General features: G+C 65.2%; 11 protein-coding genes. All 11 read left to right on the top strand.

The window, feature by feature from the left end; genetic code table 11:
• The first annotated feature begins 109 nt into the window (after window positions 1-109).
• Complete coding sequence (gene metK, locus AAGT95_RS09325; protein ID WP_342596296.1) at window positions 110-1330, top strand: methionine adenosyltransferase; 1221 nt, start codon at window positions 110-112, stop codon at window positions 1328-1330.
• A 92-nt stretch (window positions 1331-1422) separates the two neighbouring features.
• On the top strand, window positions 1423-2670 hold the full coding sequence (locus tag AAGT95_RS09330) for a cation:proton antiporter (RefSeq protein ID WP_110601244.1): 1248 nt from the start codon (window positions 1423-1425) through the stop codon (window positions 2668-2670).
• Window positions 2671-2796: 126 nt separating this feature from the next.
• Window positions 2797-4119, top strand: coding sequence for a TAXI family TRAP transporter solute-binding subunit (locus tag AAGT95_RS09335; RefSeq protein WP_110601243.1), 1323 nt, complete (start codon window positions 2797-2799; stop codon window positions 4117-4119).
• Window positions 4120-4166: 47 nt separating this feature from the next.
• Complete coding sequence (locus tag AAGT95_RS09340) at window positions 4167-4661, top strand: DUF1850 domain-containing protein (RefSeq protein WP_110601242.1); 495 nt, start codon at window positions 4167-4169, stop codon at window positions 4659-4661.
• 24 nt (window positions 4662-4685) lie between these two features.
• A complete protein-coding gene (locus AAGT95_RS09345; RefSeq protein ID WP_342596297.1) occupies window positions 4686-6875 on the top strand; it encodes a TRAP transporter permease in 2190 nt (729 codons plus the stop codon).
• A 254-nt stretch (window positions 6876-7129) separates the two neighbouring features.
• Window positions 7130-10204 (top strand): formate dehydrogenase-N subunit alpha, encoded by a 3075-nt coding sequence (gene fdnG, locus AAGT95_RS09350; protein ID WP_342596298.1) that lies wholly within the window; start codon window positions 7130-7132, stop codon window positions 10202-10204.
• Between the two features lie 10 nt (window positions 10205-10214).
• Entirely contained in the window at window positions 10215-11201 is a 987-nt protein-coding gene (gene fdxH, locus AAGT95_RS09355; RefSeq protein ID WP_342596299.1) for a formate dehydrogenase subunit beta, read from the top strand.
• Entirely contained in the window at window positions 11198-11845 is a 648-nt protein-coding gene (locus AAGT95_RS09360; RefSeq protein ID WP_342596300.1) for a formate dehydrogenase subunit gamma, read from the top strand. Before fdxH ends, AAGT95_RS09360 begins: the two co-directional genes overlap by 4 nt.
• Window positions 11829-12788: a formate dehydrogenase accessory protein FdhE gene (gene fdhE / locus AAGT95_RS09365; protein ID WP_342596301.1), complete on the top strand. Its 960-nt coding sequence runs from the start codon at window positions 11829-11831 to the stop codon at window positions 12786-12788. The genes AAGT95_RS09360 and fdhE overlap by 17 nt, the downstream gene beginning before the upstream one ends.
• A 153-nt stretch (window positions 12789-12941) precedes the next feature.
• On the top strand, window positions 12942-14381 hold the full coding sequence (selA, locus tag AAGT95_RS09370; RefSeq protein WP_342596302.1) for an L-seryl-tRNA(Sec) selenium transferase: 1440 nt from the start codon (window positions 12942-12944) through the stop codon (window positions 14379-14381).
• A complete protein-coding gene (gene selB / locus AAGT95_RS09375) occupies window positions 14378-16333 on the top strand; it encodes a selenocysteine-specific translation elongation factor (protein ID WP_342596303.1) in 1956 nt (651 codons plus the stop codon). Before selA ends, selB begins: the two co-directional genes overlap by 4 nt.
• Window positions 16334-16406 lie beyond the last annotated feature (73 nt).

Below are 16406 nucleotides of genomic sequence, written 5' to 3' on the forward strand. Positions count from 1 at the left end.
CAGCGATGCCGTGCGTCGTTTCATCCGTCCTTCCGACCGGCGGCGCTGCGTTTTGTCAGGCGGGCCGCGCGCGTCCCGCAACCAGTGAACGAAGGGATCTCCGTACGCCATGAGTGAATACTCTCTGTTTACCTCCGAGTCCGTGTCCGAGGGGCACCCGGACAAGATCGCCGACCAGATTTCCGATGCCGTGCTGGACGCCATCATTGCCCGTGACAAGCAGGCCCGCGTCGCCTGCGAAACGCTGGTCAAGACCGGCGTGGCCATCGTCGCCGGCGAGATATCCACCACCGCCTGGGTCGATCTGGAAGAGCTGGTGCGCAAGGTGATCATGGATATCGGGTATACCTCGTCGGAGGTCGGCTTCGATGGCGAAACCTGTGGCGTGATCAACCTGATCGGCAAGCAGAGTGTCGATATCGCCCAGGGCGTCGACCGCAGCAAGCCCGAGGATCAGGGGGCGGGGGACCAGGGCCTGATGTTCGGCTACGCCACCAACGAGACCGAGTCGTTCATGCCGGCGCCGATCCACTACTCGCATCGTCTCGTCGAACGCCAGGCGGAACTGCGCAAGAACGGCACGCTTTCGTGGCTGCGTCCGGACGCCAAGAGCCAGATCACCTTCAGCTACGACGACCAGGGCCAGCCCAACGGGGTCGATGCCGTAGTGCTCTCGACCCAGCACGATCCGGACATCTCCCAGGATGACCTGCGCAAGGCGGTGGAGGATCTGATCATCCGCGACGTGCTGCCAACGAAGTGGATTCACGACAACACCCGGTTCCATATCAATCCGACCGGCAAGTTCGTGATCGGCGGTCCGGTGGGCGATTGCGGTCTGACCGGGCGCAAGATCATCGTCGACACCTATGGCGGCATGGCGCGTCACGGCGGCGGTGCCTTCTCCGGCAAGGATCCCTCCAAGGTCGACCGCAGCGCCGCTTACGCCGGGCGTTACGTGGCCAAGAACATCGTCGCCGCGGGGCTGGCCGACAAGTGCGAGATTCAGGTCTCCTACGCCATCGGCGTCGCCGAGCCGACCTCGGTGTCGATCAATACCTTCGGTACCGCCCGGATCAGTGAGGCCAAGATCATCGAACTGGTGCGCGAGCACTTCGACCTGCGCCCGCACGCGATCACCCGCATGCTCGATCTGCTCCATCCGATGTATCAACTGACCGCGTCCTACGGCCACTTCGGCCGCGAACCGTTCGAGTCCAGCTATACCTGGACCGACGTCAACGGCGAAACGCAGACCGAGACCTTCACCGCCTTCCCGTGGGAGAAGACGGACAGGGCAGAGACCCTGAGGGCCGCCGCCGGACTGTGACGAGTCCCGGCACGGCCAGCGGTACAGGACATAGCGGACCCGCCCACCGGGTCCGCTTTTTTGATGGAGCGGCGACGACAGGGAAGGGGACGATGCTGGAAATTGCAGCCATCTTCATCACGATCACCGCGCTGTTCGCGTGGTTCAACTATCGATTCATCAAGCTGCCCGCGACGATCGGCGTGATGTTCATCTCGCTGGTGACATCGGTGCTGCTGATCGCCTCGAGCCACCTCGGGTTCGACGCCATCACCGACTGGGCCGAAGCCTGGCTGGGACAGATCAACTTCAACGCCCTGCTGATGGACGGAATGCTCTCCTTTCTGCTGTTCGCGGGTGCGCTGCATGTCGATTTCCATCAGTTGAAGCGCTACCGCTACTCGATCGGCCTGCTCGCCACCGCCGGGGTGTTGATCTCGACGGTGGCGATCGGCAGCGCCGCCTGGTGGCTCTTCCGCACCTTCCATATCGGTGTGCCCTATCTCTACTGCCTGGTCTTCGGCGCCTTGATCTCGCCGACGGATCCGATCGCCGTTCTCGGCATCATGCGCAGTGCCGGTGCGCCGGAGGACATGGAGATCAAGATCGTCGGCGAGTCGCTGTTCAACGATGGGGTCGCGGTGGTGGTGTTCACCATGCTGCTGGGAGCAGCGACCGCGACGGAGGCGCTGACGGTGACCCACTCCGCGATGCTGTTTCTGGAAGAGGCCGGGGGCGGGATGCTGCTCGGGCTGGTGATGGGGTATGTCGCCTACCGGTTGATGAAGAGCATCGACCAGTATCAGATCGAAGTGCTGGTGACCCTGGCCCTGGTACTGGGTGGCTACACGCTGGCGACGCATCTGCAGGTCTCGGGGCCCATCTCGATGGTCATCGCCGGGCTGTTCATCGGCAATCGCGGGCGCGAATACGCCATGTCGGACACCACCCGCCGCTACGTCGATGGCTTCTGGGAACTGATCGACGAAATCCTGAACGCGGTGCTGTTCGTGCTGATCGGCCTCGAGTTACTGCTGATTCCCTTCGAATGGTCGTACTTGATCGTCGCGGGCCCGGTGATCGGCGTGATCCTGCTGACGCGCCTGGCCACCATCGGCCTGCCCATCGTCGTCTTGAGTCGCTGGGTCCACTTCCGCCACGGAACCACGCGGGTGCTCACCTGGGGCGGGTTGCGGGGCGGAATCTCGGTAGCGCTGGCGCTGGGCCTTCCCGAGAGCGATTACCGCAATACGCTGGTGATGGTGACCTACCTTATCGTGCTGTTCTCGATTCTGGTCCAGGGCTTGACCATTGGCGGCGTCGTGCAGCGGGTATTGGCACAGGGATCTGACCCGTCTTAGACTTTAGTGGTATGTGACGGCTCAGGCATGGTATCGGCGCCGGGCGTTCCTTACTCTTGTGTCATCGTGTTGTATCTTCTTCTTCGGCCGACCGGCCGATGGTATTCAAAAATGACGGGGTGAACCATGATGTTACGCACAGGGATGCTGGTCGCGGCACTAGGCCTGTCCGGCGCGCTGCTGGTGGGCTGCGGCGATGACAGCGATGATCAGGCGAAGAGCGAGACTCAGGAACCGTCATCCTCCCAGCAGGAAACCCAGTCTTCCGGCTCCGATTCCCAGGAGATGGCCGCTTCCGACTCCTCCGGCAGCGAAGGCAGCAGTGGCGGCGAGCCGGTGAACCTGATCTTCGGCACCGGCGGTACCGGCGGCTCCTACTATCCGATCGGCGGCGCGCTGAAGAGCGTGTTCGAGCAGAGCGATCTGGTCAATGGCGTGCAGGTGGTCTCGACCGGCGCCTCGGTGCAGAACATCAACAACATCACCGATGGTCTCAACCAGGTCGCCATCGTGATGAGCGACGTGGCCTATGACGCGGTCAAGGGCCAGAACCAGTTCGACGGCCAGCCCGCCGATATCGAGACCATCGCCGGGATGTATCCGAACGTGGTGCAGGTCGTTGCCACCGCTGACAGCGATATCCACAGCATTGCCGATCTGAAAGGCAAGCGCGTCGGCGTCGGCAAGGTCGGCTCCGGGGTCGAGCAGAGCGCCGCCAAGGTGCTGGAGTCTGCCGGTCTGAGCTACGACGATCTGGCCCAGGTCAGCCATACCGGTTACGCCGACAGCGTCACCGAGATGAGCAACGGCAATCTCGATGCCGCGTTCTTCACCTCCGGCGTTCCCAACTCCAGCATCACCGGTCTGATGCAGAGCACCGACATCACCTTCGTACCGGTCAGCGGCGACGTCGCCTCCAAGCTGCTGGAGAAATACCCGTACTACGAGAACTACGAGATCCCGGCCGGTGCCCCCGAGCGCTACAACCTGGGCGATGCCGTGGACACGGTGGCGATCCGCAACATCCTGATCGTACCCTCCTCGATGCGCGATGATGTCGCCGAGGACCTGGCCAAACGCTTCCACGACTATCTGGAATCCGGCAACGTTTCCGTCGGCGCACTCAAGCAGTTCGACCCTGCGACCATGGACCAGAATCTGGTCGTGCCGTTGCATCCGGGCGCCGAGGCGTATTACGAGACGCTGGCTGGCTCCGCGGATGCGAAGTCCGGCGACGCCGCCGCGACCACTGGCGACAACAGCGATCTCTCGGAAGAGACCGCCTCCATGCCGGCCAACGAGCAGGCGGCCACGACCGAAGCCGATGGCGCCGAATCCGAACCGGCCAAGCAGACCAGCGCCGAGACGCCAGAAGACAATATCGACACGACCGAAGGTAGCGACACCAGCGGCAGCGAGAACGCCCAGGACAAAGAACCGCAGTCCTGAGCGTCGGCGGGCGTCACCGGCAAGCATTGCGATGACGTGTGATTCCGATGCGTAAAACCTGGTTGAGTCTGGCAGCGGTGGCGATCCTCTTGATCGCCACCGCTTCGGTTCCGCTGCCGTGGTTGGTCATCCGCGAAGGGCCACAGTGGCGGTTCGCGTTTCCCGGGTGGCAGGGGACGACCTTCACCATTCGCTGGATGCATTCGGTCGAAAAAGAGGACTGGGAAGAGTGGTTCAGGGTGACCGATGCCGACGCCATCGAGATCACCGGGACGCGCTTCAAGACCTTCGGCGCCGGTGTGCCGTCGGATGCCGGCACCGAAACCCATCTCGAGGACGGTTGGGTAGTGATGACCGGGATCGATCGCGACGTCGATCCGTTGGCCGTCCAGGCCGCGGCAGAGGAGCATTACAGGCTGATCTTCGCCGGCCACACCATCGCCTTGTCTCGGGGTGACCCGCCGCCGATTCTCACCTTTTCCATCATCAGGGTGCCGTTGTGGCAAGCACTGCCGGCACTGTTGCGTCCCTGGTTATCGTAGATTCCCGCCTGGCGAGGAAGAAGTATGTCCGAACAAAAAGTCACGGTTTCCGCCGATGCTCCCGAGGATCCGTCGGTCAAGGAGGCGCTGGAGAAATTCGATCGCGAGAGCCTGGTCCGGGATCGACTGCCGCACAGAGTGATCCAGTTCGTCACCGCGGTGTCGGTACTGCTGGCGCTGTTCCACCTCTACACCTCTTTCTCCGGGCCGCTGGTGGACGTTGCCCAGCGCAGCATTCACCTCTATACGCTGCTGGGGCTGGCGTTCATCCTCTATCCGTTGACCCGCAAGGGCGCGCGGGACCACGTGCCGTGGGGTGACGCCATCCTCGCGCTGGTCGCCTTCGGCATTGGCGTCTACATGCTGACGGTGTCGGATCGGGTCATCGCCTCCGCGGGGCGCATCAACAATATCGACATGGTGGTCGGCTTCGTGGCGATTCTGCTGGTGCTGGATGCTACGCGTCGGGTGACCGGCTGGGGGCTGACGATCCTGGCCTCGCTGTTTCTGCTCTACGGCTTCTACGCCAAGCTGTCGTTCTATCCACAGGTGAACGAGGCGATCGTTCTCGCGACGTGCAAGCAGATCGTCTCGCACCTGGTGTATATCACCGAGGGCTTGCTGGGCACCGCGATCGGGGTCTCGGCGAGCTACATCATCCTGTTCATCCTGTTCGGTGCCTTCCTCGGCAAGTCTGGCCTGGGGCAGCTGTTCAACGATCTGGCGCTGGCCATCGCCGGGCATACCCGGGGCGGCCCGGCCAAGGTGGCGGTCATCGCCAGCGGCTTCCTGGGGTCGATCAACGGCTCCGCCATCGCCAACGTGGTGACGACCGGCGCCTTCACCATTCCGCTGATGAAAAAGACCGGCTACAAGCCCAATTTCGCCGGCGCGGTGGAGGCCGCGGCCAGCGTCGGTGGGCAGATCTTGCCGCCGATCATGGGCGCGGCGGCGTTCATCATGGCCGAGGTGCTCTCGGTGCCTTACACCCAGGTGATCCTGGCCGGCATCATCCCGGCCCTGCTCTACTACCTCGGGGTGCTGTTCCAGGTGCATCTGCGGGCCATGCGCAACGGGCTGGAAGGGATTCCCCGTTCGCAGTTGACCCCGCTCAAGGAGGTGATGCTCAAGCGCGGTCATCTGTTGATACCGATGGCGGTGCTGCTCTGGCTGCTGTTCGAGGGCCGTGCGCCGTTCTTCGCCGCCTTCTGGTCGATCGCCGCGACGGTGCTGATCTGCGGCACGCGTCGCGTGACCATCGGCCTGAGCCTGATCCTGGCGCTGTTGATCTTCGAGCCGCAACTGCGGGCGCTGATCGGTGGTCATGCGCTGCCCAATTTCCCGGCCAGTCGCTGGGTGCTGTTCCTGATCATCGCGATTCCGGTGGCGATCAATGCGCTCCGGGCCAGGCTCGGGATGGTGGCCGAGAAGATGGATGTCGGGGATTGCCGCGATGCCATGCACGACGGCGTGCGCAACGCGATTCCCGTGGCGGTGGCCTGCGGCGCGGTGGGGGTCATCGTGGGGATCGCCACGCTCACCGGCATTGCGCTGGAAGCGGCGGATGCCGTGGTGACACTGGGCCAGCAGATTCCCATTCCGATGATTCAACTGCTGGTCACGCTGGTGCTGACCATGATCGCCTCGATCGTGCTGGGCATGGGACTGCCCAGTATCCCGACCTACATCATCACCAGCACCATGGCGGCGCCGATTCTGCTCAACCTGCCGCTGTTCCGCGAGCTGGCCGGCAGCAACGAGACGGCGATCTTCGTCGCTCACATGTTCGTATTCTACTTCGGGCTGTTCGCCAACCTGACGCCCCCCGTGGCGCTGGCTGCCTATGCGGGCGCCGGCATCAGCGGCGGGTCGCCCAACGCGACCGGCTTCCAGGCGATGAAGCTGGCGATCGCCGGGTTCGTGGTACCGTACATGTTCGTGTTCGCCCACAGCATGCTGATGATCGATGCCACGCTGTGGAACACCCTGTGGGTCATCGTGACCGGCGTGGTCGGCGTGCTGCTGCTGGCGGTGGCGGTGGAGGGCTACCTGCGCCGGCCGCTCAACCCCTTCTGGCGGATCCTGGCGGCGGTCGGCGCGCTGGCGCTGATCTTCCCGGGGCTGGCCAGCGATGTCGTCGGCGCGGTGATTACCGTGGTGCTGTTCCTGCTGGCCAAGGCCAAGCCGCCCCAGCAGGCACCGGTCGGCGACTGACGGCTACCCGACAGCGGCCTGCTTCTGCATGACGCCGTCGAGCTCTACGGCAACGCCCGCGCTCCCGCCAGGGAGGGCGGGCGTTTTCGATGGTGGGCGGTCGACCGGACCTGGCGCCACCGGGCACGTCGCCGGCGGTGGCAACGATCCATCGAGTGGCGTCGGCGGGCATTCCTGGCCGAGGTTTGCTATAAGGAATTCAAGGCACCCATCCGGCAGCAGAGGTGTCAGTCAACGACCGATGAGGAGAACTGATGGCTATCAACGTCACTCGGCGCCAGTTTTTCAAACTGGGCGGGGCGGGGTTGGCGAGTTCGAGCCTGGCGATGATGGGGTTCGCCCCGGAGCCCGCCGAGGCCTCGATTCGTCAATTCAAGCTGACCCATGCCAAAGAGACTCGCAACACCTGCACCTACTGCTCCGTCGGCTGCGGCATCCTGATCTACAGCAAGGGTGACGGTTCCAAGAACGTCGAGCAGAACGTGTTCCATATCGAAGGCGACCCGGACCATCCGGTATCCCGCGGCTCACTCTGCCCCAAGGGGGCGGGTCTGCTGGACTTCGTGCACAGCAAGGGGCGACTGGCCTACCCGCAGGTTCGTGAGGCCGGCAGCGACGAGTGGAAGCGGATCAGCTGGGACGAGGCGCTCGGACGTATCGCCCGGCACATGAAGGATGACCGCGACGCCAACTTCGTCCAGCGCAACGCCCAGGGGCAGACGGTCAATCACTGGACGACGACGGGTTTCCTGGCGGCGTCCGGCTCCTCCAACGAAGCCGGCTACATCACCCACAAGGTGGTGCGCAATCTCGGCATGGTGGCGTTCGACAACCAGGCGCGCGTCTGACACGGACCGACGGTGGCAGGTCTTGCCCCTTCATTCGGTCGCGGTGCCATGACCAATCACTGGGTCGACATCCGCAATGCCAATCTGATTCTGTCGATGGGCGGCAACTCGGCCGAGGCACACCCCGTGGGCTTCCGTTGGGTCACCGAGGCCATCGAGCACAACCACGCCGAGCTGATCACCATCGATCCTCGTTTCACCCGCACCGGCGCCGTGGCGCAGGACAAGGCGTTCATTCGAACCGGCACCGATATCGCCTTTCTCGGCGGGCTGATCAGCTATCTGATCGAGACTGACCAGATCCAGCGCGAATACGTGCTGAACTACACCGACGCGGCGTTGATCGTGCGTCCGGATTACGGCTTCGAGGATGGCCTGTTCTCGGGCTACGACGAGTCGACCCGCAGCTACGACAAGCAGTCGTGGATGTACGAGATGGGCGACGATGGTTTCGTGCGCCGCGACGAGTCGCTGAGCGATCCCCGCTGCGTCTACCAGCTGCTGCGCGAGCACTACTCGCGCTACACGCCGGATATGGTCTCGAGCATCTCCGGGATTCCGGTCGAGACCATCCAGCGAATCTGGAAGAAGATCGCGGCGATGGCGGTGCCCGACAAGACCATGACCATCCTCTACGCGCTGGGTTGGACGCAGCACTCGATCGGCTCCCAGATCATCCGCACCGCGGCCATGGTCCAGCTGCTGCTGGGCAACATGGGTATGCCTGGCGGCGGCGTCAACGCCCTGCGCGGGCACTCCAACATCCAGGGGCTGACCGACCTGGGGCTGCTGTCGCAGCTGCTGCCGGGCTACATGACGCTGGCCAATGCCAAGGAGCAGGAGTACCGCGCCTACATCGACAAGCGCACCAAGCAGCCGACGGTGGAGGGGCAGGTCTCCTACTGGAAGAACTACGAGAAATTCCACGTCAGTCTGATGAAGTCATGGTTCGGCGAGGCCGCCAACGAGGGCAACAACTGGTGCTTCGACTGGCTGCCCAAGCTCGAGCGACCGCTCTACGACATTCTCGATACCTTCGAGCGCATGTCGAAGGGGGAGCTCAATGGCTACTTCTGCCAGGGCTTCAACCCGCTGGCCTCCTTCCCCGACCGGGCCAAGGTGACCCGGGCGCTGGCGTCACTGAAGTATCTGGTGGTGATGGACCCGCTCAATACCGAGACCAGCGAGTTCTGGAAGAACTACGGCGAATACAACGATGTCGACCCGAGCCAGATCGATACCGAGGTGTTCCGTCTGCCGACCTGCTGCTTCGCGGAGGACGACGGGTCGATCGTCAACAGCGCGCGCTGGCTGCAGTGGCACTGGGCGGCCGCGCCGCCGCCCGGTGACGCCCGGCCGGACACCCGGATCATGGGTGAGCTGTTTCTCAAGCTGAAGCAGCTCTATCTCGATGAGGGCGGTGTCTTTCCCGATCCGATCCTCAACCTGACCTGGGATTACAAGATCCCCGCGGAGCCCAAGGCGGAGGAGCTCGCGCGGGAGTACAACGGTCGCGCGCTGGAGGATCTCACCGACGAACAGGGCAACGTGACCCGGCGTGCCGGCGACCAGCTTGCCGGATTCGCGGAACTGACCAACGACGGTCGCACGGCGGCCGGCTGCTGGATATTCACCGGCTGCTGGACCGAAGACGGCAACCAGATGGCGAATCGCGACAACTCGGACCCCTACGGCACCGGCAATACCCTGGGCTGGGCCTGGGCCTGGCCGATGAATCGCCGCATCCTCTACAACCGCGCCAGTGCCGATCTGCAGGGCCGGCCGTGGGGCGCCAACAAGGCGTTCATCTGGTGGGACGGCAAGCAGGGGGCCTGGGTCGGCGCAGACGTGCCGGACTTCCCGACCAACTCGCCGCCATCCCAGGGGCAGATGCCGTTCATTATGCAGCCGGAGGGCGTCGGCCATCTGTTCGCCGGGCAGAGCATGGTCGACGGGCCCTTCCCCGAGCACTACGAACCGTTCGAGTCGCCGGTGCCGCAGAATCTGTTGCACCCGGGCAAGGAGAAGGCGCGCAACAATCCGGCCGCCCGGATCTTCGACGAGGACCGCGAAGCGCTGGGCAAGCCGGAGGAGTTCCCGCACGCGGCGACGACCTATCGTCTGACCGAGCATTTCCACTTCTGGACCAAGCACGCCGAGCTCAACGCCATCGTGCAGCCGCAGCAGTTCGTCGAAATCGGCGAAGCGCTGGCCGGCGAGATCGGCATCGTCGCCGGGGATTGGGTGAAGGTGTCGTCCAATCGTGGATTCATCAAGGCGGTGGCGGTAGTGACCAAACGGCTGCGGCCGATGATGATCGGCGACAAGCAGGTCCACCACGTGGGCATTCCGCTGCACTGGGGCTTTACCGGCGTGGCCAAGAAAGGCTACCTGGTCAACGCCCTGACGCCGTTCGTCGGTGACGCCAACACGCAGACGCCGGAATACAAGTCGTTCACCGTCCGCGTCGAGAAGGCATAGGGAGCTCGCCATGATCAATTCGCAAAACATCATCGCCCGCTCCGCCACGACCACCGAGCCTCCTCAGGCGCGCAGCCATGTGGAGGAAGTGGCCAAGCTGATCGATGTATCCAAGTGCATCGGCTGCAAGGCGTGCCAGGTGGCGTGCATGGAGTGGAACGACCTGCGCGACGACGTCGGCGAGTGCCACGGCACCTACGACAACCCCACCGACCTCACCGCCGAGTCCTGGACGGTGATGCGATTCAGCGAGCACGAAAGCGCCGACGGCAATCTCGAGTGGCTGATTCGCAAGGATGGCTGCATGCACTGCGCCGAGCCGGGCTGCCTCAAGGCCTGTCCGGCCCCCGGCGCGATCGTGCAGTACGCCAACGGCATCGTCGACTTCGATTCCAACCACTGCATCGGCTGCGGCTACTGCATCACCGGTTGCCCGTTCGACATTCCACGCATCTCTCCCAAGGACCAGAAGTCCTACAAGTGTACGCTCTGTTCGGACCGGGTCAGTGCCGGGATGGAGCCGGCCTGCGTCAAGACCTGCCCGACCAACTGCATCGAGTTCGGCACCAAGACGGACATGCTGGCACGCGCGGAGAAGCGGGTCGGCGATCTCAAGGCGCTGGGCTTCCGCGATGCCGGCATCTACGATCCGGCCGGGGTCGGCGGAACCCACGTCATGTACGTGCTGCATCATGCCGACGATCCCAATCGCTACAGCGGGCTGCCCAAGGATCCCCGCATCTCGCCGCTGGTCGGGGCGTGGAAGGGCGTGACCAAGCCGATCATGTCCGCGATCATCGGCATCACCGCCTTTGCCGGCGTGATCCACTACATGACCAAGGGGCCCAAGGAGGAGCCGGAAGATTCGCCCGAAGAGGAGCATCGAGCGACGCGCGACGGCGGCGTTCCGCCTTCCTCACTGGGCTATGACGCTACCCGGCGGCGTCCCGGAGCCGGTCGGAATGCGGACGATCGTCCGCAGGGAGAAGATCGATGAAGATGCCTCGGGATCGCCTGATTCGCTACTCGCCGCTGGATCGCGCCAATCACTGGACCATGGCCATGGTCTTCGTGCTGCTGGCGCTCTCCGGGCTGGCGTTCTTCCACCCGGCATTCTTCTTCCTCAGCCACACGCTGGGCGGGCCGGTATGGGCTCGCATTCTCCACCCGTTTCTCGGTGTGGTGCTGGTTCTGCTGTTCTACGCCATGGCAGCGCGACACGTGCGTCGCAATCTGCTCGGCGAGAACGACGTGCAGTGGATGCGCCAGATCGGTGACGTGCTCGACAATCGCGACGAGAAGTTGCCGCCCGTCGGCAAGTACAACCCCGGTCAGAAGCTGGTCTACTGGTCGCTGGTGGTATCGATCGCGCTGCTGCTGATCAGCGGCGTGATCATGTGGCGGCCGTGGTTCGCCGGCTACTTCCCGATTCCGCTGATTCGGTTCGCCAGCCTGCTCCATGCGGTGTCGGCCTTCGTTGCCATCGTCACCATCGTGGTTCACGTCTATGCCGCGATCTGGGTCAAGGGCTCGGTCCGCTCGATGACGCGAGGCTGGGTTACCCGCGCCTGGGCGCGTCATCACCATGGCCTGTGGGCCCGCGAACAGGAGGAGGCGCAGCGCCGTGAACAGCAACCCTGACGATTCGACGCCAGGCGCGAACGGCGACCACGCCTTCGGTCAGGCGCCTCCTTCCCCGGGGGCGCCGCCGATGGTGATGCTGCCTTCGCGCAAGCTCTTCGCCGAGCGTGCCCAGCGGCTGCGGCAGTTGGCCGACCGGCTGCCGACGATGACCGCCTACCTGCGCTTCATGGCGATGATCGTCGAGGCCCAGCATCGCGTCATCCAGTTGCCCCGGCCCTCGTTGGTGGGCGGAGCACAGCTGGCGATGACCCATGGCATTCCGCCCCTCTCCCTGGATGGGCTGTGGCGAGACATGTCCTGGGCGGAAGACCTCGATGCACTGCTGGCGGAACTGGACGGCCAGGTCGTGGCGCCCCAGCGGGCGTGGTTCGACGCGATCTGCGATCTCGCCGTCGCCGACCGTGTCGAACTGGCCCGGGCCATACTGGCCGGCCAGCCGCTGGCGTTGGAGCAACGCGGGATGGCGCCGCTGATGGGCGCGGCACTGCAGGTGGCCTGGACGCGCCAGGCACGCTCGCTCCCCGTGCCGCCGCCGCGTCCGTCGGGCGCCGCCGGCACCTTGTGCCCTTGCTGTGGTGCCCCGGCGGTGGGGAGTCTGGTCCAGATCGGCATGGCCCGCTCCCGGGTGCGCTACCTGCAGTGCGGGCTGTGTGCCAGCGAGTGGTACGCCGAGCGTGCCAGGTGCGCGCAGTGCGGTAGCAGTAAAGACCTGGATTACTGCGGCTTGGAGGATGAGCAGGGCGAGCGGGTGTTGCCCATCCAGGCCGAGACCTGCGATCAATGCCACAGCTATCTGAAACGGGTCAACCGGGAGTGGGAGGCCGCAGCCGATCCCTTGGCCGACGACCTCGCCAGCCTGGCGCTCGACATGATGATCGCCGACCGCGATCTGGCGCGACGCGCCTTCAATCCACTACTGGTGCTGGGCGAGCCGGCCTGAATCCACGCAGTTCGTGAGGTGGCGGTGCCGATGGCAAGCCACGGCGTACCCTTGCCGTGGCTTGCCAGGTGTCATTGGCTTTCGTCACCCTTGTTCCCGATCGCCGGTAACGATTAAATCGAGACTCCTCCCGCCGGTTACCGCGAGCCGTTCATGTCCGATAGTGCTGCCAATCCGAATGACCTGCGTCGCCAGTTGCCGGCGGTCGACCAACTGCTAAATCACCCCCGCTTCGAAGCCTCGCGCCGCGAGCATGGCGATGGTCTCGTGATCCGCGCCATCCGCACGACCTTGGCCGAATGGCGACGCCGCTTGGGCGATCCGGCGATGTCGCCGCTCCCGACGATCGATGAAGCGGCGCTGCTCGCGGCCGTGGAGCGCGCGCTGGCCGCCGAGGCACGGCTCAACGTCCGCGCCGTCTTCAATCTTACCGGCACCGTCATCCATACGAATCTGGGCCGCTCACCGCTCTCCGAAGCGGCCATCGATGCCGTGGTCCAGGCGGCGCGCCATCCGGTGGCGCTGGAATACGATCTCGACAAGGGGCGGCGCGGGGATCGCGATCGCCTGGTCGAGGGACTGCTGATCGAGCTCACCGGCGCCGAGGCGGCGACGGTGGTCAACAACAATGCCGCTGCCGTACTGCTGGCCCTGACGGCGCTCGGCGCCGGCCGCGAGGCAGTGATATCCCGCGGCGAGATGATCGAGATCGGCGGCGCCTTCCGGATGCCGGACGTGATGACCGCGGCAGGCTGTCGCTTGGTCGAGGTCGGTGCCACCAACCGCACCCACGGGCGGGATTTTCGTCAGGCTCTCGGTGATGACAGTGGCCTGATCGTCAAGGCGCACACCTCCAACTACGCCATTACCGGCTTCACCAGCAGCGTGCCCGAGGCGGAGCTGGCCACGATCGCCCGCGACCACGGCATCCCCTTCATGATCGATCTCGGCAGCGGGGCGCTGACCGATTTTCGCGAGCTTGGCCTGCCCCACGAGGCGCGACCGGGGGAGGCGATTGCCGCCGGGGCGGATCTGGTCACCTTCAGCGGCGACAAACTGCTCGGCGGCCCCCAGGCCGGTATCGTCGTCGGCAAGCGCGAGTTGATCGAGCGTCTCAAGCAGCATCCGCTAAAGCGGGCACTGCGCTGTGACAAGCTCACCCTCGCGGCCTTGGAAGCCACGCTCCGGTGTTATCGCGATAGTGCCGAGCCAGCCCGGCATCTGCCGACGCTGGCGATGCTCTCGCGTGGCGTCGACGAGATCGATGCTCAGGCGGCGCGACTGTTGCCTCGGATGCAGGCGGCGCTGGACGGCGTCGCCGAGGTCGTCACTCGCGCTTGCCGAAGTCAGCTCGGCAGCGGTTCGCTGCCCGTCGATCGGCTCGACAGCCGGGCGCTGGTCATGCGTTGCACCGAGGGCCCGGCGCTCGCCCGGCTCGAGCGCACCCTGCGCGCGCTACCGCGACCGGTGATCGGTCGCCTGCACGAAGGTGCGCTGTGGCTCGATCTTCGTTGCCTGTGCCGTGAGGCGGACGAGCGGTCGTTCCTGGCGCAGCTCTCGGGCATTCAGTCGCTGTGGCGTGCCACTCCATGATCGTCGGTACCGCCGGTCACGTCGACCACGGCAAGACGTCCCTGATCCACGCGCTGACCGGCGTGGCAACGGATCGCCTGAAGGAGGAGCAGGCACGGGGACTCACCATCGAGGCCGGCTATGCCTATCCCGAGCCACCACCGGGACAGGCCGGGGCCGTGCTGGGGTTCATCGATGTGCCGGGGCACGAGCGTTTCGTTGCCAATATGCTCTCCGGCGCCGTGGGTATCCAGGCGATGTTGCTGGTGATCGCGGCAGACGACGGCATCATGCCGCAGACGCTCGAACATGCCCGCATCCTCGAGCTGCTGGGCGTGACCCAGGCCTGGGTCGCGCTGACCAAGATCGATCGGGTGACGCCGGCGCGCATCGACGAAGTACGCCGCGAGATCGCCGCCTGGCTCGACACGACAGCTTTCGCCGGCGCGCCGATCTTTCCGCTCTCCAGCGTTACGGGGGCCGGGTTGCAACCGCTCGAGAGCACGCTCTGGGCGCAGGCGGCGCAGCCCTTGCCCGTTCATGAGACGGGGCGCTTCCGGCTCGCCGTCGATCGTGTCTTCGTCAAGCAGGGCGCTGGCGTCGTGGTGACCGGCACGGTGCGCAGCGGCCGCGTCGCCCTCGGCGACAAGGTACGGCTGTTGCCTGGCGACATGGATGCGCGAGTGCGCGGACTGCGCGCGCAGGATCGTGAGGTCGACCTGGCGCGGCCGGGTGAACGCTGCGCCCTCAATCTGAGCGGACCGGGCATCGAGCGGAGCCGGCTCGCCCGAGGGAACTGGGTCGTGGCGGCGGCCTCCCGGGCGGCCGATCGGGCACGACTCGACGTCGCCCTGGACTGGCTGCCGGAAGCGCCAGCGCTCAGGCACTGGACGCCGGTCCACCTGCATCACGGCAGCGCCCATGTGACGGGGCGGGTTGCACTGCTGGAGGCGGATACGCTGGACGCCGGCGGCTCGTCGCTGGCGCAGCTGGTGCTGGATTCGCCGCTGCAGGCGATCCACGGCGACCGCATCGTGATCCGCGATCACGGCGCCAGCCGTACCCTGGGAGGCGCCAGGGTGCTGGACGTCGCCCCGCCACGCCGCGGTGCCCGGAAACCGGATCGGCTGACCTGGTTGAGTCGACTGCGAGAGGTGCTGTCGGATGGCGTCGGGCCGCCGGATTGGCAGCCGCTGTTTTCCCCACGGCGGGAGCTCGCGAACCTCGAGATGACCAGCGTGGATCTCGCGGCGCTGGCGGTGAATCTCGATGTGCCGGTCGACGATGTGCAGCGGAGCGCGTCAGCGGCGCATTGGCTCGTGCTGTCAAACCCGACGGAACAGCATGCCCTGGCGCCGATCCATGAGCGATCGCTGTATGACGACGCGATCGAACGTCTGGCGTCGATCCACGAGCAGGAGCCGGCAATGCGAGGCGTCGATATCGATCGTCTGCGTCGCATGGTGGCGCCGCGACTTCCCGCCGACCTGTTTCGGCCGCTGCTCGAACACTGGAAAGCGCGTGGAGATCTCGCCCAGCACGGCCCCTTCGTGGCGCTGGCATCGCATACGGCGTCGCTGTCGGCGCAGGACGAAAAGCGCTGGGATGCGGTACGCCCGCTGCTCATGGCGCGGCCCTACGATCCACCTCGGGTGCGCGATATCGCCGGGCAGCTCGGGTGGGCCGAAACCGACGTGCGCCAGCTCCTGCATGACTGCGCGCTACTGGGCGATGTCTATCAGTTGCGACATGATCACTTCTTCCTGGCGAGCCGAGTTTCCGAGCTGGCAGCAGTGATTCGCCAAATCGATGGCGAGTCGCCAGCCGGGGCGACAGCGGCGGTATTTCGCGATCGGATCGGCTGCGGCCGGAAACTGGCGGTGGCGATTCTCGAGTTTTTCGACCGGATCGGATTCACCCGGCGGGTCGGGGATGGTCACAAGGTCATTCGGGACGATATGCTGTTCGAGTGATTGGGCTCGATCCCTGGCGGTCGAGCGTCCGCAGGGGGCGCGAGGTCGGCCGGTAAGGGCATTTCGTGAATCC

Source organism: Salinicola lusitanus (assembly GCF_038648475.1).
Taxonomy (GTDB): domain Bacteria; phylum Pseudomonadota; class Gammaproteobacteria; order Pseudomonadales; family Halomonadaceae; genus Salinicola; species Salinicola lusitanus.